Source organism: Fictibacillus phosphorivorans, assembly GCF_007673525.1.
GTDB lineage: Bacteria > Bacillota > Bacilli > Bacillales > Fictibacillaceae > Fictibacillus > Fictibacillus phosphorivorans_C.
On record NZ_VDZU01000001.1, the window covers coordinates 1,781,528 to 1,805,374 of the forward strand.

27 protein-coding genes and 1 pseudogene are annotated in these 23,847 nt (G+C 35.5%); 23 read left to right on the forward strand and 5 right to left on the reverse strand.

Going from position 1 to position 23,847, the window contains the following annotated elements; translation table 11 throughout:
- Positions 1 to 672 precede the first annotated feature (672 nt).
- Positions 673 to 1,284 (forward strand): hypothetical protein, encoded by a 612-nt coding sequence (locus FS458_RS08795; RefSeq protein ID WP_144699573.1) that lies wholly within the window; start codon positions 673 to 675, stop codon positions 1,282 to 1,284.
- A gap of 319 nt (positions 1,285 to 1,603) precedes the next feature.
- The gene (locus FS458_RS08800; RefSeq protein ID WP_260858523.1) at positions 1,604 to 2,287 is read left to right on the forward strand and encodes an alpha/beta fold hydrolase; all 684 of its coding nucleotides are present in this window, start codon (positions 1,604 to 1,606) and stop codon (positions 2,285 to 2,287) included.
- A 682-nt stretch (positions 2,288 to 2,969) separates the two neighbouring features.
- On the opposite strand, the gene FS458_RS21185 is transcribed toward FS458_RS08800, so the two are convergent.
- Together FS458_RS21185 and FS458_RS08810 are read right to left on the reverse strand one after the other, a co-directional pair.
- Positions 2,970 to 3,797 carry a CPBP family intramembrane glutamic endopeptidase gene (locus FS458_RS21185; RefSeq protein WP_313957520.1) on the reverse strand — a complete coding sequence of 276 codons (828 nt, stop codon included), beginning with the start codon at positions 3,795 to 3,797 and terminating at the stop codon, positions 2,970 to 2,972.
- A gap of 113 nt (positions 3,798 to 3,910) precedes the next feature.
- Positions 3,911 to 4,867 carry a helix-turn-helix transcriptional regulator gene (locus FS458_RS08810; RefSeq protein WP_144699577.1) on the reverse strand — a complete coding sequence of 319 codons (957 nt, stop codon included), beginning with the start codon at positions 4,865 to 4,867 and terminating at the stop codon, positions 3,911 to 3,913.
- A gap of 86 nt (positions 4,868 to 4,953) precedes the next feature.
- Between FS458_RS08810 and FS458_RS08815 the strand changes: the two genes are divergently transcribed.
- The 7 genes and pseudogenes from FS458_RS08815 (at position 4,954) to FS458_RS08845 (ending at position 9,857) form a co-directional block, all read left to right on the forward strand.
- Positions 4,954 to 5,865: an SDR family oxidoreductase gene (locus FS458_RS08815; RefSeq protein WP_144699579.1), complete on the forward strand. Its 912-nt coding sequence runs from the start codon at positions 4,954 to 4,956 to the stop codon at positions 5,863 to 5,865.
- Between the two features lie 194 nt (positions 5,866 to 6,059).
- Positions 6,060 to 6,506: pseudogene (locus FS458_RS21260) on the forward strand (SMI1/KNR4 family protein); the annotation flags it as partial.
- A 566-nt stretch (positions 6,507 to 7,072) separates the two neighbouring features.
- Positions 7,073 to 7,690 (forward strand): VanZ family protein, encoded by a 618-nt coding sequence (locus tag FS458_RS08825; protein WP_260858525.1) that lies wholly within the window; start codon positions 7,073 to 7,075, stop codon positions 7,688 to 7,690.
- A gap of 21 nt (positions 7,691 to 7,711) precedes the next feature.
- Positions 7,712 to 7,999, forward strand: a complete 288-nt coding sequence (locus FS458_RS08830) for a hypothetical protein (protein WP_144699581.1) — start codon at positions 7,712 to 7,714, stop codon at positions 7,997 to 7,999.
- A gap of 163 nt (positions 8,000 to 8,162) precedes the next feature.
- A complete protein-coding gene (locus FS458_RS08835) occupies positions 8,163 to 8,486 on the forward strand; it encodes a hypothetical protein (protein WP_144699583.1) in 324 nt (107 codons plus the stop codon).
- Positions 8,487 to 8,827: 341 nt separating this feature from the next.
- Positions 8,828 to 9,379: a GNAT family N-acetyltransferase gene (locus FS458_RS08840; RefSeq protein ID WP_144699585.1), complete on the forward strand. Its 552-nt coding sequence runs from the start codon at positions 8,828 to 8,830 to the stop codon at positions 9,377 to 9,379.
- A gap of 163 nt (positions 9,380 to 9,542) precedes the next feature.
- Positions 9,543 to 9,857: a hypothetical protein gene (locus tag FS458_RS08845; RefSeq protein WP_144699587.1), complete on the forward strand. Its 315-nt coding sequence runs from the start codon at positions 9,543 to 9,545 to the stop codon at positions 9,855 to 9,857.
- 90 nt (positions 9,858 to 9,947) lie between these two features.
- Here FS458_RS08845 and FS458_RS08850 read toward each other — a convergent pair whose 3' ends face one another.
- Positions 9,948 to 10,160: a hypothetical protein gene (locus tag FS458_RS08850; RefSeq protein WP_144699589.1), complete on the reverse strand. Its 213-nt coding sequence runs from the start codon at positions 10,158 to 10,160 to the stop codon at positions 9,948 to 9,950.
- 208 nt (positions 10,161 to 10,368) lie between these two features.
- Here FS458_RS08850 and FS458_RS08855 point away from each other — a divergent pair, with 208 nt between their 5' ends.
- The 9 genes from FS458_RS08855 to mutM all read left to right on the forward strand — a co-directional run bounded on the left by FS458_RS08855 (position 10,369) and on the right by mutM (position 17,014).
- Positions 10,369 to 11,238, forward strand: coding sequence for a GNAT family N-acetyltransferase (locus tag FS458_RS08855; RefSeq protein WP_144699591.1), 870 nt, complete (start codon positions 10,369 to 10,371; stop codon positions 11,236 to 11,238).
- 148 nt (positions 11,239 to 11,386) lie between these two features.
- A complete protein-coding gene (locus FS458_RS08860; RefSeq protein WP_144699593.1) occupies positions 11,387 to 11,908 on the forward strand; it encodes a DinB family protein in 522 nt (173 codons plus the stop codon).
- A gap of 98 nt (positions 11,909 to 12,006) precedes the next feature.
- A complete protein-coding gene (locus FS458_RS08865) occupies positions 12,007 to 12,693 on the forward strand; it encodes an HAD family hydrolase (protein WP_144699595.1) in 687 nt (228 codons plus the stop codon).
- A 150-nt stretch (positions 12,694 to 12,843) separates the two neighbouring features.
- Complete coding sequence (locus FS458_RS08870) at positions 12,844 to 13,236, forward strand: hypothetical protein (protein WP_144699597.1); 393 nt, start codon at positions 12,844 to 12,846, stop codon at positions 13,234 to 13,236.
- 400 nt (positions 13,237 to 13,636) lie between these two features.
- The gene (locus FS458_RS08875) at positions 13,637 to 14,065 is read left to right on the forward strand and encodes a hypothetical protein (RefSeq protein WP_144699599.1); all 429 of its coding nucleotides are present in this window, start codon (positions 13,637 to 13,639) and stop codon (positions 14,063 to 14,065) included.
- Between the two features lie 141 nt (positions 14,066 to 14,206).
- Complete coding sequence (locus FS458_RS08880; protein ID WP_144699601.1) at positions 14,207 to 14,710, forward strand: GNAT family N-acetyltransferase; 504 nt, start codon at positions 14,207 to 14,209, stop codon at positions 14,708 to 14,710.
- 93 nt (positions 14,711 to 14,803) lie between these two features.
- Positions 14,804 to 15,253, forward strand: coding sequence for an SRPBCC family protein (locus FS458_RS08885; protein WP_144699603.1), 450 nt, complete (start codon positions 14,804 to 14,806; stop codon positions 15,251 to 15,253).
- A gap of 53 nt (positions 15,254 to 15,306) precedes the next feature.
- Positions 15,307 to 16,098 carry an aminoglycoside phosphotransferase family protein gene (locus FS458_RS08890; protein ID WP_144699605.1) on the forward strand — a complete coding sequence of 264 codons (792 nt, stop codon included), beginning with the start codon at positions 15,307 to 15,309 and terminating at the stop codon, positions 16,096 to 16,098.
- A 112-nt stretch (positions 16,099 to 16,210) separates the two neighbouring features.
- On the forward strand, positions 16,211 to 17,014 hold the full coding sequence (mutM, locus tag FS458_RS08895) for a DNA-formamidopyrimidine glycosylase (protein WP_144699607.1): 804 nt from the start codon (positions 16,211 to 16,213) through the stop codon (positions 17,012 to 17,014).
- A gap of 174 nt (positions 17,015 to 17,188) precedes the next feature.
- Here the strand turns inward: mutM and FS458_RS08905 are convergent, their stop codons facing one another.
- Positions 17,189 to 17,383 carry a hypothetical protein gene (locus FS458_RS08905; protein WP_144699609.1) on the reverse strand — a complete coding sequence of 65 codons (195 nt, stop codon included), beginning with the start codon at positions 17,381 to 17,383 and terminating at the stop codon, positions 17,189 to 17,191.
- A gap of 352 nt (positions 17,384 to 17,735) precedes the next feature.
- Between FS458_RS08905 and FS458_RS08910 the strand changes: the two genes are divergently transcribed.
- The 3 genes from FS458_RS08910 to FS458_RS08920 all read left to right on the forward strand — a co-directional run bounded on the left by FS458_RS08910 (position 17,736) and on the right by FS458_RS08920 (position 20,615).
- A complete protein-coding gene (locus FS458_RS08910; protein ID WP_144699611.1) occupies positions 17,736 to 18,542 on the forward strand; it encodes an alpha/beta fold hydrolase in 807 nt (268 codons plus the stop codon).
- Between the two features lie 240 nt (positions 18,543 to 18,782).
- A complete protein-coding gene (locus tag FS458_RS08915; protein WP_144699613.1) occupies positions 18,783 to 19,988 on the forward strand; it encodes a hypothetical protein in 1,206 nt (401 codons plus the stop codon).
- Positions 19,989 to 20,000: 12 nt separating this feature from the next.
- Complete coding sequence (locus FS458_RS08920) at positions 20,001 to 20,615, forward strand: hypothetical protein (protein ID WP_144699615.1); 615 nt, start codon at positions 20,001 to 20,003, stop codon at positions 20,613 to 20,615.
- Positions 20,616 to 20,751: 136 nt separating this feature from the next.
- On the opposite strand, the gene FS458_RS08925 is transcribed toward FS458_RS08920, so the two are convergent.
- The gene (locus FS458_RS08925) at positions 20,752 to 21,408 is read right to left on the reverse strand and encodes a GIY-YIG nuclease family protein (RefSeq protein ID WP_186320497.1); all 657 of its coding nucleotides are present in this window, start codon (positions 21,406 to 21,408) and stop codon (positions 20,752 to 20,754) included.
- A gap of 163 nt (positions 21,409 to 21,571) precedes the next feature.
- Between FS458_RS08925 and FS458_RS08930 the strand changes: the two genes are divergently transcribed.
- Positions 21,572 to 23,476: a 3'-5' exonuclease gene (locus FS458_RS08930; protein WP_144699619.1), complete on the forward strand. Its 1,905-nt coding sequence runs from the start codon at positions 21,572 to 21,574 to the stop codon at positions 23,474 to 23,476.
- Positions 23,477 to 23,497: 21 nt separating this feature from the next.
- Positions 23,498 to 23,734 carry a methionyl-tRNA formyltransferase gene (locus FS458_RS08935; RefSeq protein WP_144699622.1) on the forward strand — a complete coding sequence of 79 codons (237 nt, stop codon included), beginning with the start codon at positions 23,498 to 23,500 and terminating at the stop codon, positions 23,732 to 23,734.
- Positions 23,735 to 23,847: the final 113 nt, after the last annotated feature.

The window sequence follows — 23,847 nt, forward strand, 5'->3', positions numbered from 1 at the left end:
CTTTTTATATCATTCTATGTGCAGGTATAATAGGTTGTAGCTTTTTGTTGTATTCTATTACGTACGCCCTCTTTCTTTTGTTTGTATTTATCTTTATGTACTCAGATATCTTTAATCAGAACAGATCTAATGTGGCTGTATTTTTAATAGCACTATTAAAATTATGCATTTTTCTGTTAGGAGGATATCTTTACGTAGAAAATGTACCTGTTTATAATTTAATGGGTTTTGATTTCCGATTTCCTTTTTTAGTGTTCTTTCCAGGGGTATTATACTTTGTGTTAGGTTTGCCTTTTTTGTTACTCCGTAGGAAAAAATGAGTTCACAAATTTATGGTTAAAAGAAAGTGACCTTGAATTTAAGGTCACTTTGGAGGAATTGCATCATTTTTTGTGACTTTCAATGTTTTCAAAACTAACATAGTTCCTACTACGTTCAATATAATGCTAGCTCCTAGTAAAAATACCCATAAAATGAATGGCTCAGAAAAAGAAAAAGTGATCATTAAAAAGGTACACCCTATTAAAATACATATCAATCCTGCATTAGCTCTGTTCAAAATTTATCACCCCTCTCTCATTGAATATTACCAAAAATTAACTTTTTGTAAAATGAAAACTTTATATTTATCTGGTGGTGATTAATATTAATACTACTGTAGGTATTTTAGGTATGACTCACGATGAAGAATTACAGAAAAAGTATGACTATCCGTTGTCTCTCGTGAAAGAATTAATTTTAGAATTTGAGCCCGATGTCATTTGCGGGGAAGATCATCCATTAAGTTGGGAGTTATACTTAAACGAAGGAGAAACGAATGGCATTTTAGGAGAAACACAAAACGAATATCCTAGATTAATATTTCCTTTGTGTGAAGAAATGGGTATTGAGTTTGTTCCTGTAAATTGGTTTGAAGAGGATGTTTTTGAAGAAGAGCCTTTTGAACGCTATGATTCTAATGTCAAAAGTGAATTAGAGAACAAACTCGATGATTGGAAAAAGAAGCAGCTTTCATTATGGAAGTATGGAGAGATTCCATTTAACTCCTATGAATACGACGATGTTACAAAAGCTATGTACGAGTGGTTACATACCATAAATCCAGATGTACAAAATATTGAATGGAATGCTCGACACTATATAATGTTTGCGAGAGTAAAACAAGCGATTAAAAAGCATACAGGTAAAAGAATTCTTTGTATACATGGGGCTGATCATAATTATTGGTATTATGAATCCCTCGGGAAACTGAAAGATATAAAGTTGCTCTATCCACTAAGATGAAAAGTTCTTAGAGATTTTTTACGTAGAAATTACGTATCACTATCAGGAGAATTAAGACACCTTAGTAAAGTAATAGGTTCTTTTAAGGAAAAAACAAGAAAAAACAAATCAAATCGCATAGCAAATAACATCAAAACCGTAACTGAATTCTTTGCGGTTTTTTTCTTTAATATATAAGGGTTTATTATACGAAGTTTAAATGAAATATATAAAAGTTATAACGAGTGGATCTTATTCAACATATGAGTAATCAAATGGAATAATATGTTAAAGTTAACGTATGCCGATTTAGGAGGAGATTACTATAGATAGAATTTATATGCTACATGGTTTTATGGGAACTGCAAAGACACATTTTTCTAGCCAAATATCTCATTTTGAAGATAGTCATGAATTAATCTTATTAGATTTACCAGGACACGGCCAATCACCAGTAACTGCATCTGAAAATTATTTTGAAAATGCCGTTGAATTTGTTATATCTCAAATTAAGAAGTATGGCGATGGATTTATATTAGGTTTATCTTTGGGTGCTTCATTAGCAATACACATAGCTCTAAGAGAAGCAGAATTGGTAAAAGGGATTATAGTAACAGGTTATTCACCCTTCATTCCTGAAGATTTGAAACAAGTTATGGAAAACCAATACGAATACTTCTTAAATATTGAAGAAAACGACAAAAATATTGCAACACATTTTAATAATCTCCACGGTGATAAATGGCTTGACACATTAAAAAAAGTCCTTCACACGATGACTTTCAACTATCCTACTATGTCTATGGAGGACATCAAAAAAATTAAGCCTCCTGTATTAATGATAAATGGTAGTATTGAATTGCATGAAGTAGAAGCAGCTATATATTTAAAGAAACAAAATAACGAATTTGAAATTGGACTAATTCCTTTTGCAGGACATACTGCAAACATAGACCAACCTGAAATATATAATAGAATGGTTAGTAGTTTTTTAGAAAAAGCTCGTATTGGGATTACTCCATAACATGGTGCTTTAATTGAATACGGACATATGCTAACGATCAGACGAAAATCTGGTCGTTTTTGATTTTTTTTTATATTCAATTACCAGGCTAATTCACCTGTTAAAAATCTTGAGAATTACGATTTTCTCCTCCAAAAGAGAACCCGTTACAAGAAAAGAGGATGTCTTTTTTTGGTTCGAAGGCTAATCAGTTAAACAACCAATTATTTAAACACATGAACCAAAACACAACTTAAGGTATATGATAATAATCTCTCTAGAACCTAAAGAAAGAGGTGCATGTTTGAAGATATACTTTTGGTTTTTCTTGTTGATTTCCACGTACAACTTTCTGTGGATTGATATGAGCAATTTCCGTGAGTTAATGAATCTTATCATCACGGTGGTCGGCCTTTTAGGTATCTACGGATATGTTTATAAAAGAGAAATCTTTCGAAAGATCTTTTGGAAAATTTTCTTCGTATTTGACCTTCTCTACACAATTGGTTTTATGTTATTGGTTTCGCGAGAGAAATATATACGAATTCATTCAAACGATGAATTCATATTTTCGTCTTTAGTGGTTTTAATTTTTATTTTCGTATACTTCAGAACCCTTTATAAATACGCATTTAAGGAAACAGGTAAATAACTAATGAGAAGAGTACCGCAAGCTGGGTACTCTTTATAAAATTTTTGAGAATTATAGGATCCAACCGTTAAGAACCATCCCTATGTTTATGACAAAATGAAACAGGACCGCGGGATAGATACTCTTTGTCTTTAACACCACCAAAGCATAGAAAAGCCCTCCAAATGAAAAGGAAAGACTCATTAGAATTGGAATGCCTATGGATAGGTGTAACAGACCAAAACCGATGCTAGTAACGAGAACAGCATAAAAGGTTGAAATGTACTTTTTTAAAGAAGATAACAATAACCCTCTCCAAAGCAGTTCCTCCAATACAGCATTAATCAGAGAAAAGACCAGTGCAAAGATAAGAAGAGACCGCGAAATACTTGTACTATTCATAAGAAGTAGGGGTAAGAATATTGTCATGGATCCTAAGAAACCAAATCCTAAAAAGGTTAGAGTCTTAATGGTGTGATTTGGAAATTCGATTCGATCATTCCAGTGTGGCATCACGGTATAAAGATTTACTCCTTGTTTATTCCTTCTAATAGAGATAACGGTTCCTAATATTAGAACGAATAGCAGACTCCTATTAAGGATAATCTTTACTTCTTTAGAAATCCCCAACTGAGCGATTACGTCATTTCCTAAAATGAATAATACAAACCCAGAAAAAAAGAAGACGAAGAGGGATAAGGTAGGTCGATACTGAAAATTGATTCTATAGAGTAGAAACAAAGATAAAACTGTGAGTATGCCTAAACTGAACATCCTGTACGAAAAAAAGATTATGCCTAGTAAAAATAAGCATGTTAAAGCGATGAGTGCATAATTACTTTTCACGAGTTGTATAACTGATCTCTCCTTTATCAATACAAACAAAATATTCAAATACATATATTTCTACATTTTTGCGCAAATACCCTTCCTGTATTTAACAATTGAGTTTCATATCAACTATTTTCTTGGAAGAAATCATAAGCCCAAATATGCTTAAAAATCTTAAGGGTCTATTTATAAAACGTTAGTACAGACTCTGCCATTCTTTTAACCGATTCAATCAATGAGGAAGGAGAAATAATTTTTATCTGATCACCAAAACCGATGATATAAGAAGTTGCTTCTTGTTTTGTATCAAACGACAGTTTGACAGGAATCCACCCGTTTTCATTCGGTGTACTAGTGCTTACTACTTGTGCAAAGCGTCCGCTGAATGATAACCGTTGAATAATAGCGGGAGATGCCTCAACCTCTACCTCAAAGACAGGTAAACTCTGAACAAAATTTTGTTTTGATTTGTTCCAGTAATCAGCAAGTTGAAAGTTAGTTGGCCGGACAAAGGGTTCATTCGTTAATTCTACAGACTTGATTCGAGACACTCTAAAATTCTTAAGATCTGTATTAGATACCGCAACCAGATACCATGTACGTCCTTTAGCAACGAGCCCTAATGGTTCTATAATTCTCTCTGAAAATTCCTTGTTTGCTTTCTCATAAGCTATACGTATTTTTCGTTCTTCCCATATTGCTTGTTGTAACAAACCGAGTGCAGTGGTCTCTTGACTCGATTGTTTCCACGAATCGATATCTATATGGATGCGGTTCCACACGTTATCCGCTTGTGATTGAAGTGTGTTTGGAAGAGAGGCTAACAATTTTTGCCGAGCTTCTTTCCAGTCTTTTGTAATCCCTAGATCACTTAGAAGCTGAAAGGAAGGGGAGAGAAACAACGTTTTTAATTCGTTGTCTTTCAATCCTGTTAAGCGTGTTCTGTACTCATCAACAAGCCGCCATCCACCATGTTTGCCACGTTCGGCTAGTACTGGAATTCCTGCTGCACTCAACGCTTCCATGTCACGATGAATCGTTCGTTCTGTGACTTCTAATTCGTTGGCTAATGCTTTTGTTGTCATCTTTCCGTGATTCTGAAGCAGCAATAAGATGCTGATTAAACGGTCTGCTCTCATTTATATACTCCTATATTTTTAATATGACAATGGATGTCAACTTTAAGGGTTAAACTAAAGATAGATCAATGAAGGAGTGAATGCAAATGAAACCTTTAGAAGGAAAAATTGCACTAGTAGCTGGAGGAACACGAGGAGCTGGACGCGGGATTGCGATGGAGTTAGGAGCAGCAGGAGCAACAGTCTATATCACAGGCAGAACGACACGTAACGCAGTATCAGAATACAACCGACCAGAAACCATAGAGGAAACAGCAGAATTAGTAAACGAACTAGGTGGCATTGGAATTCCCGTTCGTGTCGATCATCTTGTTGCAAAACAAGTACAAGCCTTAGTAGAGCGAATTGAAAACGAACAAGGTAGATTAGATATTCTAGTGAACGATATTTGGGGCGGAGAGAATATCATTGAATGGAGTACACCTGTGTGGGAACATTCACTTGAAAAAGGATTGCGTATGCTACGCCTCGCTGTAGATACCCATCTAATAACAAGCCACTACGCGCTACCATTGTTGATTAAAAACAAAGGTGGGCTCGTGATTGAAATGACAGATGGGACAAAAGAATACAATGATAACAATTATAGAGTGTCCATGTTTTACGATTTAGCCAAAACGTCTGTTATTCGGATGGCCAAAGCTTTGTCACACGAACTATCACCGTATCAATGTTCAGCGGTTTCTCTATCACCAGGCTGGATGCGTTCAGAGATCATGCTTGAAGTCTTTGGGGTAACAGAAGAAAATTGGCAGGATGGTGTTAAGAAAGATCCATATTTCGCAATATCCGAAACACCGCGTTTTGTTGGAAGAGCCGTAGCAGCATTAGCGAAGGATGATAACCGACATGAATTAAACGGACAATCTTTCTCTAGCGGAGAACTCGCTAAGAAATATGACTTCGTTGATATCGATGGATCACAGCCAGATTGTTTCCGTTACTTAGTCGAAGTCGTTGAGACAGGTAAGCCAGCTAATGTAAAGGGATATAAGTAAGAAAATGAGCTATTCTTCTAAGAGGAGAATAGCTTTTGATATCGAAAATTCTCACAAATACAAGACCCTTGAAAACCATGTACAGGATAAATATGGAATGATAAACTGAAAGAACCTCGCAATGGATACAATGCTGTTTTTGGTGAGGAGTACATTTTTTTCACATAGCTTTATTATTTAGAATAAAGGTAGTGATGGTGTTGTTGATTTGGAGAGAAGATATTGAAAATGATATCTATAAGTTAAGTCCGATAAATGATGAAATAATTAAAAAAGCAAAGGTGCAATTCAGGATAGAATTACCCTTAGCATATATAGAAATCTTGAAAGTCCAAAACGGCGGTTATATAGTGGACAATTCCACAATAGCCCTCAACGATTCAATAAGGAACAATGCAAACTGTATTAACATCGATCATATTATGGGGATTGGTACAGACATTGGAATATTGGACACTTATAATTTAATTGATGAATGGGGTTTACCTCAAAATATAGTTCTATTAAGTGGAGATGGACACACATGGGTGGCACTTGACTATAGGAATGTAAAGGAACATCCTCCGGTAATTTATATCAATACTGAATCAGATCAAATAATAGAAATAGCTACTTCTTTCAGTGAATTCTTAGAAAAACTTATTTCAAATAAAGGCATTGAGATTATACAGAAGTGTGATAATCAAAAAGATAAATCCAAAGAGAAGTATTACCGTGAAATTGATGATTTAATGGTAAATGGAAAGCCTAACGACATTGATCGTTTATTCACTAAGATTATTTCAACAGATAAAGATGTAATAAGGTATATGGTAGAAAAAATGAGAAAGCACAATAATCCCAAGGTGCAACTTTACCTTATGTTATTTCTCTCGGAATGTGCTGAAGGTAATAATAAAGGTATTTTAACTAATAATTATTTATTTGAAGTATTAAAAGAAATATCTACTAGTAAAAATAAAGACGCAAAAGATTTAGCGGATTATAGTTTAGAAGAGTATAAGAGAAGAAATAACCTCCAGTAACTTCATACAATTTTTTAATTGTTGTTGTAGATTTGCTCTAACGATGATTTAAATTATAAAATAGAATTCATTCCATAAAAAAGGTACATCTCTACCGAGAGATGTACCTTTTAAAATTATTTAGTGATCGTTACAAAATATGGTAAAATAAGGTTAAAAATTAAAAAGCGAGATGACTATAGGTGTATTTAATTAATGGGGAGTTCTTTATTATTATCGGAGTCATATGTTATTTAGCTATTAGGGGCTTTATGTTCATAAAGAATAAGAAAAAGAAAAAGCCAACAATTTTATTGACCGAAATGACTAAACTTCTTTTTGTTACCTATTGTTTAGTGGTTGTCTCGGTCACTTTGTTTCCTTTTCCTATAGGATTTTCTGTTGAATATGAAAATCTATCAGCTTATTTAAATTTAACCCCACTAGTTTCCATTTTGAAACAAGTAAGTTTAATAGGTACAGCCTATGATGGGGACATACTCTTTATGATTGGGCTGATTATTCGAAATGTTGGAGGCAATATTCTACTATTTGTCCCTTTAGGCTTTTTAGTACCACTCATTTGGAAAAGTGTAATACATTTCAATCATATTTTCTTATATGCGATTGGAATCTCTGTAACGATTGAACTACTACAACTCCTTGAATCAATATTCGGGGGCTGGGGGCGTGTTACAGATATAGACGATGTGATTTGTAATGTTGCTGGAGCAATTCTTGGTTATTATATATACAAATGGTTCAGGTTATTAAGCGGTAAGTATCAATCAAGTTTTGTACATAGATTATTTAGAGTATAAATGTATGGAGGGGGAGTAAATATGGAAATTCTCTTTATTAGCATCATATTGCTCATCTTGGGACTTACTAATGTTATTGCATTTAAATGGGCAGGGAGAGATCGAGTAAGAAGAGTTTTATCTGGAGTTATAGTAATTCTTTTATCACCATTTATTTTTAAGCTTTCATTAGATGTTATAAGTTCATTTGATCCAGGTGGTTTTGGAGCTGCAGCTGTTACTCTAATCTATTCTACTTTGTTTTTTATCAATGGAATCATAATTATCCTTATAGGTATTGCAACGAGTAACGTGAAAAAAAGCACGTAAATATAGGGAGGTTATGAAATCGAATTACAGAAATAAATAGTTACTTATCTTGGAAACTCCGCTTTTAGGAGTTTCCTCTTTTATTTGAAAGATCTCATATATTTACAGCTCACTTATTATGCTAAAATTAAAATAGTTTTGAATGAGAGGGGGGATTAAGAAATTGCGGTTATTTTCTTTATTGGTTTTACTTTGCGTATGTTTAAAAATATCTTTTGTTCCAAATTACTTCCATATGGAAGGCGCAACTTCCGCGCAAGAGTATGAATGGACTGCAAGCTCAATAGCATCGGATGATATATCTATCATAATGACTAAAAACGCTATTGAGAGTAAAAAGGTTCAAAAGGCATTAAATCCGTTTCAGAACAAAAGTGTTAGAAAAGTACATGTTGAAAACAAAAATGATGTAAAACTAATCTTAGAAAATCCTCTAAAGAAAGCAGCGTTTCTTAATCCTTTTCTCTATCAATCCAGTTATCTCTAACCTCTTGAGAAGAATGAAATGATTTAATTTACTTCAAGAGAGAATAGGAGATAACGTAGATGAAAGAGATTACTTTATTTAGTGTTCTAACAATAGTATTGGTACTAATTGCTACACATTTCTTTAATCAGTACATTCCAGAGCATCAATATCCAACTCTATTTAAATTCCTAAAGAACATATAATTTGTATGGACCTGCTAAGCGGGTCTTTTTTTTTACTTATTCTAATATTTGGATTTTTTACCGATCCAACAATATTACCCTATCTTCAGGAAGGATAAGGAAAGTTTATATGGAATGGGATAATGAGAATTAAATGGAAAGGATGTGATCACGTTTATGCTTAAGGGACAAAAAGTAGAACTGCAACCTGTTTCACTAGAGGATTACAAACGAATTTTTGAATGGCGTAATGATGAGGAAACGGCCAAATTGATATCGGGTACAGGATATTACGCCTATTGCCATGTTTCAACAGAAAATGTTGAGGCTGATTACGAGAATGATGTGAAAAAGATAGATAAACGTGAAACCGACAAATTTTCGATTTATACGATGGGAGAGAATCCTCAACATATTGGAGGGATCCAGTATAGTGGATTGAATATTATCTCTAGAAGTTGTTCGGTCGGAATTGGAATTGGTGTGAAAGAATACTGGAGCAAGGGTTATGGAACGGATGCAATGAGAACCCTTATTCATTACTTATTTCAGACCATGAATTTGCAGCGTATCAAACTAGAAACATGGAGTGGGAACGAACAAGCCATCCGTTCCTATGAAAAATGTGGGTTTGTAGTAGAAGGACGTTTAAGAAATGAAGAGTTTATTGACGGAAAATATTATGACACGGTTGTCATGGGACTTCTGAAAGATGAATTTATATCCTAGTCATTATTGAGAGGGCGTTGATCCAAAGGGGATTAATGCCTTTTTTTGCATTTATCAAGCAGAATTGATTGGGCACTGTGATAGGTGTACAAGCACTTTCTGAGGGAATTCATAGAATATCATAATCGAAGGTATACCTTCGGGAACTAAGGGGGGATTAGTTATGGGTTGGATTGGAAATAATTCAGGTCATCGTTCTTGTGGATGTAACAAGCGCGTTGAACGTCACCATCATGAATGTGGATGTAACAAGCGTGTTGAACGTCATGAACATGAATGTGGCTGTCACAAAAAAGTAAAGCGTCACTCAGAAGGTCAGTTAAGAAGAGATATGTGCTGCAGATGTAATTGGGCTGAATCTCGAAATGACAGCGCTTGGAGAAAACTTTGCAGAAACAGAGTAGAAAGTGTTCGAGCGGTTACAGATGCTCCAAACTGTGCTTTGCGCAATCGATTTGGCAATGGAACTGGTCAATAATAACAAAGATTATAAAAAGTTAACGAACAAACACTGAAGAAACAAAAAAAGGACCTTATCACTAAGGTCCTTTTTTGTTGCGGAAGATGCTTAGCTATTCTCGCTTAGGTCACGAATTTCTCTTTCAATCAAATACAGGGAGAGTTCGAATGCATCTATACGTCTTTGCGCTAAGGTGATCTGAGACTTATACCGGTTCGGATTTTCTTTACCTTCCAGCGTTTTAACGGTTTCTTTTAGTTTATGAATCGTTGAGTCAATTTGACGTTTAGCTTCAACTAAGTTGTCCAACATAATCTCCATTTAAATACACCCCCCTATATTAAATTTCAACAATAATGTGCAACCCCGTGAGAAAGATTTGATGATTTGAAATTCAACGTGCAGATTAATTATTCACCCTATACTGTAGCGGCGTGCAGCCTGTAACATTCACAAAATTCCGTTTGTATGTCGATTCTAAACAATTATAAACTATAATAAGGGTACAACTACAATAGGGGGCTACTCCATGTATACGGAAGATCGAGTTGTATTAAAAGTAGAGCAATTTAACAATAATGATGTTTCAAGTCTAATAGAGCTTTCTTCATCTGTCGGATGGGACTATGATGAAAACGAAATAAGAACGATTCTGTCATCAGGAAAAATTTATGGACATAAAAATCCTGAAGGTAAAATCGTTTCAAGTGCTGCGATCATTCCATACGATACGAATCTAGCCTCAATCGGTATGGTTATCGTACATTCAGATTATAGGGGCCATGGATTAGGAAAAGAAGTCACTCAACAATGTATTGCTAGCGTGTCTAAAGAGACATCAATTATGCTAATCTCAACGGATGAAGGGAAACCGTTATATGAAAGCTTAGGCTTTAGAACGGTAGATGTTGTACATAAGTTTTTATGTGAAAATTTTTTCTCCGAATCGCTTGAAGTTAGTAATGAATTTACATTAGATACTTACAAAGTAGATGATTTTCAACAAATGATGGAACTAGACTCAGCGGCATTTGGTGATCAGAGAAGCAAATTTCTGCTCAATCGCATTGAACAATCGAAACAATGTATCGTTGTAAAAGATCAGAACAGCCAGATTATTGGTTTTGGTCTATCTATACAAGGACCTATAAATCTAATAGTAGGACCGATTGTAGCGCCGGACTTTAAAACAGCCGCTTCTATCATGAAAGAGTTAGCTACTAACCATCATGGAAATCTTAGGATTGATGTGCCATCAGGTCATCATGATTTCATGACTTTCTTACGTACATGTGGTTTTAATAAAGTTAATGAGCCTCCAATAATGATGAAGAATTCAAATGCAATGCCAAACAGAAACCAAAAGTTATATGGAATCGCTGCACAAGTATTTGGTTGAAAAAAATAAAGTCAAAATATTATTTCATGGAATAGCTAGGGAAAAGACGAACACGCAAACTAACAGAGCATTTCTTCAAGAAGGAGAAGTGCTCTTTTTTATTGAAGTTAAGAATAAGACTAGTTGTTATGAAACGGAGGTTATTACGATGAGTGATCTGAAGTTAATAGAAACCTATAAAAGCTTTTTACAAAACTATTCAAACGAACAGCTCAGCTATATTCCTGAACAAGGGGTTTGGTCGATCGGTCAAATGTATGACCATTTGATTGTGGTAGCTCATGAATATCTAGATAGTGTAGAAGATTGTGAGAAAGCTGTTGAAGTGCAACATCAGGAAAAATCCGAATTCGGAGAGTACCTATTTAATATCGGTGGATTCCCTCCCATTAAAATTAAACTGCCTGAAGAACTTGATGCCCCACCGGACAATACAAAAAGTAAAGAAGAGATTATGTCAGAGCTCGATCAATTAATGGATAGGATGAAAGACTTGGAATTGAAAGTAGAAGAGATAAACCCAAACTGCAAAATGAAGCATGGTGGCTTTGGGTGGCTGAATGCAAAAGAGTGGTTATCTCTTGTCAGTATGCATTTTCGTCATCACCTGCGTCAGAAGTATGATCTAGATCAGAGGCTTAACTATATAGAAGTTTTGTCTAGGGATTAGTTCGATTATTTCTTAAACTATGCTTTTTAGTGCGTGCAAGGTCATAATTACGGGTACATACCTTCATATACAGAATGCAAGGATAGGAGAGAGTTATTTTGATAAAAGCTGTACTGTTTGATTTGGACGGAACCCTTTTGGACCGCGACACGTCGGTTAAGAAGTTCGTAGAGGACCAACATACTCGTCTGTCATCCGTGTTGTCCCATATACCTAAAAAATTGTTTGCGAAAAGATTTATCGAGTTAGAGGAGAACGGTTATGTGTGGAAGGACAAAGTGTACCAAAAGCTAGCCGAGGAGCTTGCTGTCAGAAGAATGCCTCCAGGAGAACTCCTGGATGATTATTTAACACAGTTCAAGCACCATTGCACACCGTTTCCAAACCTTATCAGCATGTTAGATGAGCTAAAGAAAGAAGGCTATCGCCTCGGTTTGGTCACGAACGGTTACGGTGTGTTTCAGAATGACACGATTCAAGCACTAGAGATAAAAGAGTACTTCGACACAATCCTTATATCTGAGATGGAGGGATTGAGAAAGCCTGATCCACTTGTTTTCGAGAGAGCTGCAGAGCGTCTAAACGTTAAGACGGAAGAGTGCATGTTTGTGGGCGATCACCCCAAAAATGACGTGGAAGCTGCTAGAAATACTGGTATGATTGCCGTCTGGAAAACCAGCCCTCATTGGAAAGAAGCGGAGGCAGCCGATTATACGATAAGCGATCTGGCAGAGCTTAAGCTAATTTTAGAAACCCATGAAAAGGCAATGCAACTTTCAAATTGAAGAGTAGAGTATTGTTCTTTTTTTGGGAGATAAATTTAATACGCAATATGGAGCACTAATCTTTAAAGGATTAATGCTCTTTTTTATTGAATTAAATAACGCAACAGATTGTTTACTGAAAAGACATTTGAGAAATGAAGTGATTGTAAAATGAGATATCATCAAAGAGAGTTTTCACATGAACTAATGCAAAGAATTAAAGATATTGAAGCAGCTTTAGCAGACGATATTGAATATTTGTTATTAAAATACAAACCTCTTCATAATAATAAGAATTTATCTTTTGATGGTGAATTTCACAGAGAAGGTGACCATCCATTTACTCCTGAATACATTTCCACCATTTCGATTGGTATATCAGAAGAAAAAGAACTAATTGATCTACATACAATTAAAATATGGGATTGCTATCGATCATTCTTAGGAATGCCTGTTTCAAAAAAGATTCCAGGCAGTAAAATTTTTGGGGAACTACTAGATGAAACGCTAGAAGAAGTTAAAGAAGAGTTAGTAGACTACATTACCGATCTTTTAGCAGAATGATTATATTCAATAATCGGGTCTAGTTCTTATATCAATAAAGTGTGTTCATTTAAAGGTTAAGAAGGGACAGAAAATGGTGAAACACAATGAAGTATATAATCTTTATCATGTTTTCCTTAGTTAGTTGGTGGATGTTCTTTGTTTGGATTTCTAGCAACATGTATTTTGTGGATCAAATGGAATATGGAGCTTTCCTGTATACTTCTGTTTTTGCTTTTAGTCCCTTTCTATCCGCTACCGTAACTTATTTCACTTATAAGTTTTGTGTAAAATCAAAATCAATCTTACAAGTTCTAACCATGATCTACATACTTACATCCATTTATGGTATTGATCAATTTTTAAAATATTGAGCATTAGTTACCGCTAAGTAAATGTCATTTCAAATAGGGGTTATGTTTTGAAAACAAAACAATTGTTTTTCATAATCGTCATTTTTTTATTTTGCATAACGGGGTGTACAACTTCTTTTGATGGAAATGGTCAGAAAACAGAAGAGAATGAAAATGACTTCCCTCCAACGGTTCCAGGATTCATTAAAATCGAAGGTGTTAGACATGAGATGGAACCAGGAAATTATAGATGGGAAAGAAAAAAGGGATTAGAAACTGAAGCTGTGACAACGGATGCAGCATCACCTTATCAAATTGGTGAGGGGTTTGAAGCTATAGAAGTAAAACCAGGCGCTGATATTGCAATCGAAATAAAAGATAAACCCAAACTATCTGTTTTTCCGTGGAACAGAGATGGTAGCGGTAAAGAAGTCATATTAGATAACAATCGTTTATCCGCTCCGGCAAGTAAAGTCGATACATCTATGAGGTTTTAGCCAAATGGTCCAATGGTGAAATATCTTACACGTTTGTAGTTGAAGTAAACTGATTAACGATGGTAGTTGTGTAAAGTGCAGATTTTCAAGGTTAATGAGTTCATTAATATAAAACTATTAGTCTAGGAGGTTGCACATAAGATGACAGCTAAATTTAAACCTATGACGTTTGAGATGGAAACGGATCGACTGTCCCTTAGTCTATGGAAGGAATCAGATGCATCATGGTATAGAGAACTTGTTGCGGAACGGGGCAAAGGTATGCCGACTATAGTTACTGCTCGTGAGAATGTCACTACTTTACGCAATCGAGCATATGAAAGCGGAATTGCTTTGCAAACTATTCGTCGTCGAGATGAAGGCGATTATATTGGGTACTGCGGATTAATTATTGGTCGTTCTACACTTGAAGAACCGGAGATTGCATACGAGTTGTTCCAAAAAGTACAAGGTAATGGTTATGCGACTGAGGCAGCAACCGTGGTCTTAGATGCTGCAGTTGCAACCGGACGACACAAGCTTTGGTCGACGGTACGGGCTTGGAATGCTGCATCCTTCCGCGTACTTGAAAAGTTGGGGTTTGAACGTGACCACAGTACATGGGACGAGAATGGAGAGATTGTTTGGAGTGTACGAGAACTTTAGAAGATTGAACCCATCCCAAAACTTTTTCAAGCGAATGGATGTTAGATATTCTTTTATAAAGAAAGAACCATAAGTGTACGGAGGATTGTATAAATGCCAGAAATAAATCATAAAACCTATATTAAAGTAACAGTAGAAGACGTGTATCATACAATTTCAACAGCTCAAGGCTGGAATGCATGGTTTACAGATGTAACGTCTTTAGAGATCAATCCAGACGGAACAGGTGAAATTCGAATGCGGTGGCTAAACTTCGGTAGCGAAAATGTAACGATTGAAGATGGGGGAAGTATACTAGAAGCAATTCCAAACCAAAAATTTGTGTTTCAGTGGTCACCAGGAGAACAAAGTTCAACAGTAACCATTAAACTTAAACCTTATAAAGACGGTACATTAGTAGTACTGAATGAGTCTGGTTATACGCATTCACAAAGAGACATACGTGCCTGTATCGGATGTGCTGTTGGATGGGGAGAAGCATTAACCCTGTTAAAAGTCTATTTAGAGCATGGAATAGTATATAAACAGGACTTAGTTCTATAAATGATTAAAGGATTGGAGAAAGTTAATTAAAGAAATAAGGAGGTGTAGATTAGATGCCAAACAAAGAAAACGAAGAAATACTAACTGGAGGAAATGTCTCAACCGTATTTCGACTAGGAGATACGGTTCGACGAGAACTTAAACCAGAAAGTGCTAGAGTTCACAAGCTATTAAAGCACTTAGAAAACAAAGGGTTCACTTATGCGCCAAAGTTTTTAGGTATTGATGAAAAGGATAGAGAGATCTTATCTTATATAGAAGGTGAAGCTGGTCATTACCCGTTAAAAAAGTATATGTGGTCAGATGATGTACTAATGGAGATTGCCAAAATGCTTCGACGCTATCACGATGCTGTAGCAGATTTCCCTATAGAAAAATGTTGGCAGCCCATCGATCACACTCCAGAGCCTTTTGAGGTGCTCTGCCATAATGATTTTGCCATTTATAACATTATCTTTGATCACGAACGACCGGTTGGAATCATTGATTTTGATGTAGCGGGTCCTGGGCCGAAACTTTGGGACATTGCCTATACGCTCTACACGTGCGTGCCTTTAAGCAGATTTTATCTAGATGAAACAGGCAAGACCATAAATTACAATCGTAAGCAGCACGCAGACCGAATCAAACAAAGAGTCCAATGTTTTTTTGAAGCGTACGGTGAAGATGTGGATAGTAGTTATTTGGATATCGTTTTGCGTCGATTAGAAGGGTTATGTAGAACAATAATAAGAAGAGCAAGTGAAGGTGACAAAGCTTTTCAACAAATGATAGAAGAGGGGCATCTTGATCACTATCGAGAAGATATTCGTTTTATTCTGAATCACGGAAAAGAGTGGCTATAAAAGAGATGCACAAAATAAAGCTGATCATTTTGATTCGGCTTTTTTTATTTACATAAATTATCCAACCAACTCAATACTAACAAGAGAGAACGCAATATAAGGAGTTGGGACTATGCCGGAGCTGCCAGAGATGGAAACGTATCGTGAGTTTCTAAATCATAATATCTTACATAAGCCGATTACGAATGTAGAGATTAACAGAGAGAAGTCCATTAACACAGGGGTTCAAACCTTTATCGACTCTGTAAAAGGGTCTAATATCACCTTCGTCAAAAGAAGAGCAAAGCACCTGATCTTTGAGCTAAGTTCGGGGAATTTTCTCCTGCTTCACTTAATGCTTGGAGGACTGATGTTTCTTGGAACTTCAGATAAGAATCCAGATCGAACAAAACAAATCATTCTTTCCTTTGGAGAGCTGCAACTGAACTTTATTGGGCTCCGGTTAGGTTATCTACATTTACTGAGTCAAGTGGAACTGGATGAAAAGCTCAGCGATCTTGGTCCAGAACCATTTGAATTGCAGAGGGATGTGTTCTTAGATAGATTAGAACGGAAAAAGGGTGCACTCAAACCATTGTTAGTCGATCAATCCTTTATCGCTGGAATCGGAAACTGCTATTCCGATGAAATCTGCTTTCAAGCGAGGTTACATCCGTTACGAAAAGCGAGTGACTTAACGGAAGAAGAGAGAAACAATCTGTATGACAGCATCAAACCTGTTCTTTCAAGAGCGGTTCAATTTGGGGGATACATGGATTTCCCGATGTATGAAGGCGACGAGAAGACCGGAAGATATAACGAAAACACGTACGTATATGAACGAGAAGGTGAGAAGTGTCCGAGATGTGGAGGGACGATTGAAAGGGTGGTTCATTCCTCACATAAGTCGTTTTATTGTCCGAGCTGTCAGATGTAAGTATAAAACTCTTATCAACTTAGCTGGGCACTTTTTCGTCACATCAAAAAAAGCAAGCAAGGCAAATGTGCCGCTTGCTCACTCTCAAAAAACTGTGAAACGAAATGCGACTCCGTTTCTTAATAGAAAAGGACAGGTTAGAAGTTACGATGACTTCCGACCTGTCCTTTTTCTTTACAGTTGTTCCTTCGCTTTTGCCTCTTGAATCATTTTATACACATAAAGCGCACCATAACCACCTGCTAAACCAAGTGGGAGGATGATGAAAGGTGCAAAGTTCTTTGTGTGCCATCCTAATAAAAAGAAAATCCCATAAATGATGACCATCGACATGATGCTAAACGCTAACCGGATAAAATAAGCTTTCAAACAAAACGCTCCTTCAATTCTTTATCTTTCACTTGCTTACATTCAATGTTTTTTAGTGGTCCAATAACGATACACATACCACCCAAACCATCCACCACATATTATAGAAAGTACTATGATCAGGTTTGAACTTTCACCGTTATATAAATCAAACATTACTAGAATTCCATACGTAACGAAGCCAGTCAATATCCCAAATAACAACCGAATCAAATAGTTCTTCAGAGATAGCCCTCCCCGTTATTTTCTTTTCATTTTAACACAACACCTATATGATATTCGTTTATATCCGAAATAGAAGGAATTTCTTCAATGACAGAGAACCCCCTTTATAGAGAAGGAGTGTTGAAATATGTCGTATTGCCAAGTACAGAAAGCGAACATCTATTATGAAGAATACGGAAGTGGGACACCGATCGTGATGATCCACGGGTTCTACCCCGATCACCGGTTGATGAAAGGCTGCATGGAACCCATCTTTCAAGAGAGGGAAGGATACAGACGCATCTATATCGACCTGCCAGGAATGGGGCAGACGAAAGACTATGATTCGATTCAAAACTCGGATGAGATGCTTGAAGCTGTTATTCAGTTCATCGATGCTTTATTACCAGACCAATCGTTCTTATTAGCCGGTCAATCGTACGGTGGTTATATCATAAGAGGAATCATTGCGAAGATCCCCGAGCGGGTTTTGGGTGCAGCATTTATCTGTCCGATGATCCTGCCTAATCACAGTGAACGAACACTGCCGAAACAAACAAACATCGAAGTAGATCATGAATTCCTAGCTACACTAACAAAAGAAGAAAAAGAAGATTTCAAAGTCATTCATGTGAAGTTAAATGAATACACGTGGAAAAGGTACAATGAGGAAGTAGTCGTTGGATTGAAGATTGCAGATTCAGTGTTCTTGGAGAAGATATCAGGAGCTTATGGATACACGTTTAAGATCGATCAAGAAGTGTTTGAGAAACCTTGTGTGTTTATAACAGGTAGGCAGGACCATGTTACGGGTAATAAGGATGTTTATAAGTTACTTGATAAGTATTCGAGGGCGACGTTTTCGGTGTTGGATGTTGCGGGGCATAATTTGCAGATTGAGCAGGGTGAGCTGTTAAATGTTCATATAAGTGAGTGGTTGGATCGTTTAAGCTAATTATACTGTTAAAAATAATAGTGTAAGTATAAAAAATAAATTAGAAACTCTGGTTAAAATACTAGTGTTTCTTTTTTTTGTATAGAAAAACGATTTAATATTCGAGTGATTTACTTTGTTTTAGGGGGTTGTTTAAAAGAAAAACACATTTTCGTCGAAAATTTTATTGAAATAATATTAAATAGATATTACTATTAAATTTGGAAATAAATGAAAACGTAACAAAGGGAGATAGGGAACATGGGGAAATATTTAATTTTTTTAATGGCTTTAGTAATTTTAGTTCTACCGCACCAAGGGTATGCTCACTCTGGTAGAACTGACGGTAGTGGAGGACATAACTGTTCAGCAAAGTCTCAGGCAAAAGGATTATGTACAGGGTATCACTATCATAATGGTGGAGGTTCAAGCGGTGGATCAACTCCAGCACCAACGCCGGCACCAAAACCAGCTCCTGCTACACGCAGTGATAAAGACTGCTCGGATTTTTCCAACTATGATGAAGTTGTAGCTTACTGGAATGCAAAAGGTTATTCAGCTACAAATGATCCGGAGAGATTAGATGGATTTGGTAATGTTGTAGATGATGGTATTCCATGTGAAGTTCCAAATGGATATGATACTGCAAAAATTAACGGAAGTCCAAAACAGATCGAACAGCAAGATTCAGCAAAAGGTGAAAAAGCTGGCTATCAAAAAGGTTTGGCTGATGGAACAAAAGGTGCAGAAGAAAACGATTCATCTACTGGTTCAGCAGCTTTCCAATCTGGCTATAGCACGGGTTATTCTAAAGGGTATGCAGAAGGAATGCAAAAGTTTGAAGAGCAGAAAGTAGCTGTTGAGAGGGAAGGATATGAAGTTGGGAAGAAACATGAAAAGTTAGTTCTTCCTGCAAAGTATCAGAATAATGCACTTTTAAAACAAGAATACGAAAATGGTTTTAACAGAGCATTAAAAGAGAAAGAAGAAGCACAGATTGTTAGTTTTCAAGAAAAAGGTTTTGAAGATGGAACAAAGGATACTAAGAATACGCCTAAGAATGTAAGTCAAACTTTAATAAACGCATACCTTTCTGGATATGAGAAAGGTCAGAATGAATTAAGAGAAAAGTATTTAAAAATGGGCTATAATGCTGCCTTTACCATGATTACCTATAAAAAGCCTGCTCTCAAGAAAGAAAAATATATCAGTTGGTATAAAGAAGGATTCAAATCGAATAATGAAATTGGAAAAATTGCAGAAGTAGCATATGAGATGGGTAACAATGAAGAAAAATATGAAGTCCCTCAAAAATACATGAAAGCTGAAACAGTATATGAGTATCATTACGGATTAGGAAAACAAGCTGCCCAGGAAGCTGATGAAGCTAACACAATGATTTTTGGTTTAGGAGTAGCTGCTTGGTTAGGAAGACGATTCTATGTGGCTCGTAAAATGGTAGCTTAAGGAGAGAGTAAGATGGGGATCTATCAAAGAATATGTTATAAAACAGAAGATTTATTCGTAAAGCTTTTAACTAAGAATCAAGATAATGTACTAGTAAAAGAAAAGGTTCAAACTTATCGAAGTAGTAAAGAAGCTGTTAAAGAACAAAAGCGTATGAAAAGAAAACATGCAGCTGAAGAACGCCAGCAACAACTTGAAGCTCAAAAAGCAAAAGAAAAACTAGAGGTTGAAAACCTATTAAAGTCACTAGTAATTGACTCTTACACGACTTACGAATTTAACGAAGTGAAAAATAATATGGCTTTCTTCCAAACTCTCATACGAAATGTGTTTGAGCCAGATGAAAAAGGATTAACCTTTTTATTCTGTGAGTTTGATAAAAGCAGTAAAAAAGAAATTAAAGGTTATTTAATTGCTACCAATAAACGAGTGTGGTTCTTGAATAAATCACTAGACTTCCAACAAAAATTCCGATATCAAACTATTAGAGACATTAAGTGGTTTAACGACGGCATGCTAGAAAAGGGTTTATACATGCAATATGGTGTTAAGCGACTTGAATTTGATGAGATCTTTGAAAAAGAACAGATGATACGTGTTGCGAATAAGATACTTGCAAATATTTAAGGAGCATTAAAATCATTTAACTGGAATTTTAAGAGGCTAGAGCAGTTATTGTACCAGACTCTAGCCTTTTAATTTTTGGTTTTATTGTGTGAATATAGTCATAGATATTCAGGGCTGAGGCATTATTTTATAATTACTACACCCTTAAGGAGTTTTTCTCCTTTAATATCCCTTCCTTAACCATATTCATAATCGTTCCTTTATTTTTGAACTTAAAGTACATAATGAGTCGATCCAGGTCTTTCTTAGACAATTCTATATCATTAGATACCATCTCGTACTGCTCTAACTTATGTATAAGAGATTTCGCGTATTCTTCTTGTTTAGGTGTAAGGGGAACTCTACGTGAGTCAATCGCTTCTTTAATAATTCCTCTATCGTTAATTGTATCTTTAATATATCTTGAATAATTTCCGCTTCTTAACCATGTAAGATCCTCTGAACTAAGGGTATACCATTCACCTTGTACACGTTTGTTAGTGAAATAATCATGAAAGGCAGCTTCTGTTTGATGATGGTTGCCTGACTTTACAAGATAAATCAGCTCATTTTTGAAAGATAAGTTAACAGTGAAACCATTCATTCGTTTATCTATTTGTGTGGTTTTTCCAATCTGGAAATGACCAGTTTGTTGATCTTGTACGAAGAAAACATAACCTGTCGCCTGACCTCCTGGAAATGGGGTATTTATTATTTTCTGTAACTCAGATTGATTTTGTTGATAGAAATGAAGAGATTCAGTACTAGGTGTTGTAGTGCCATTCTTAAATAAGGATTTTAGGTATTTAATCACAATCGTCACTCCGTTTTTACGAGATATGTATAGTTATAGCATAATAAAATTTGGTAAAGTTTACAAACAATAGTTGATTTTTACTAGTTTTTTAAGAAAATGGTAGAAAGATGTCTAATATTGTAAAAAAAATTTTTGAATAAAAATGAGATAGGTGAATGTCATGGCATACATGGTTCCACTTACAATACGATCTTCTGCAACAGCCGGCGAAAGACTATTATTCAATACACTTAAAAACTACTTACCTGATGATTATATTGTGTACTATGAACCAGAAATCCAAGGTCGACGTCCAGACTTTGTTATTTTAGGACCAGATCTAGGGTTAATAGTGTTAGAAGTGAAGGATTATACAAGGAACACGTTATATCAACTTAATTCAGATGACTGGGTTATTTCAGCTGCGAATGGATCGCAAGCAACTGTGAAGAACCCTTTAAAACAAGCTAGAGAATACGCATTTCATATAAGTAATGTATTGAAAAAAGATAAAAGCCTCATTCAAACAGAAGGGAAGTATCAATTTCAGCTGAAGTTTCCTTTTGGTTATGGTGTTGTTTTCACCCGTCTCTATCAAAAAGATATGGTGAGAGATAACTTATATTCAATACTTGAACCAAGCTTAACGTTAGCAAGAGACGAAATTGATCCAGAAAATGAACACTTCTCAGAAGAGTTATTGATGGAGAAAATCCTAGATATGTTTATTGTGCCTTACCGGCTAAAAGAACCATTAACAAATGAAGAGATCGCAGCCATTCGTTATCATTTGTTTCCTGAGGTGCGAATTAGTGCGGAATTTAAACAAGCTGTTCCTTATCAAGATCAACTTTTGTTGTCTTTAAAAGATATTAAAGTTATGGATCTTCATCAGGAGAATCTTGCGAAACAATTAGGAGATAAGAACCGACTCATTCGAGGGGTCGCGGGTAGTGGTAAGACCTTAATCTTAGCCTCAAGAGCGAAGATGATTGTAAAAGAACACCCTGACTGGAAAGTACTGATTCTGTGCTATAACATTTCACTCGCTCAAAGCATCCGCCAAATGGTTCATGCAAAACTTTCAGAGCCTGAGGATCTTTTTGATTTTGTAAAAGATCCTGAAGAAGATAAAGTCAGTGACAACATCATCATTCGCAACTTCCATCAATGGTTGAAACAAGATTTAAAAATTAAAGAATATCAAATTCCGACCATACTTGAAAAGATTGATCAAAACGAAGCTATTTTACCCAAATATAATGCGGTGTTAATAGATGAAGGACAAGACTTTGAACCAGAATGGCTAGGGCTAGTAAGCCGTTTATTAAATCCGAATACACAGTCTTTGTTAATAGTAGAAGATCGAGCACAAAACATTTATAAAAGAAAAACAAGCTATGTCCAAGACACAGGAATGAGTTTCCAAGGGCGATCTAAAATTTTGAATATCAACTATAGAAATTCAGCTCAAATTGTAAAGTTTGCCTGGGATTTTTACCGCGAGCATTCACAATTAAATACAAAGGTAATTCAAGGTCAAACTGAAGGTATTGAAATCATTCATCCACAAGGAACGAAACGTAAAGGACCAGAACCATTTGTGTTGGAAGCTACCAATTTCACTGAAGAAATGGAAAAAGTAGCACGAACCATAAAGAAACTTCATGAAATTCGTAAAGTGCCTTATTCAGAAATGCTGATTCTTTATCGAGTTAAAAAGACGAATAAGCTCGCTGTAACAGATACAATCATTCGCACGTTTAAAAAGCATAATATCCCTTACTATTGGATAACCGAACATGAAGGATCCAAACGGAATTTTGTAAAAGAAGAAGAATCAGTAAAGATTAGTACAATTGAAAGTAGTAAAGGACTAGACTTTCAATCCGTTTTCGTAGTAAACACCGACAGCATGCCTTTCCCACTAGAAGAAAGTAAAGAAAAAGAAGTGTCATTGCTTTATATTGCTATGACAAGAGCACAAAACTACCTTTGTATTTCTTATTCAGGAGAATCAGAGTTTACTAAATACTTTATGAAATCTAAAGATGAAATAATAAGCGCAATTAAAGAAGTTAAATAAACTAAACTAGGGATGATGGAAATGGCATTAGTAAAAGAAGAATCATTAAAGAAAATCGATAAAAATAGAAACAGCGTGCACCAAGAAGTTCAAGCTACATATTCGGTTTTTAAAGATAAGTACAACAATAAATATTTTCAATTAAATACCTATGGATCTGAGGAAAGAAAAGTTAAGGGAGTAACAAGTCAGTCTATTCAACTTGATGAAAAAGCAGCTAGAAAATTGATTGATATTCTATCTAAAGAGTATTTATAAGTTAGGTTATTATTTACAGGCTACTGATTTGGTAGCCTTTTTCATTTTTTATTAAAATCCTTTATGTGTTACTCTGTTACTGAAATAATTTTAAAAATTTCGAATATAATTCT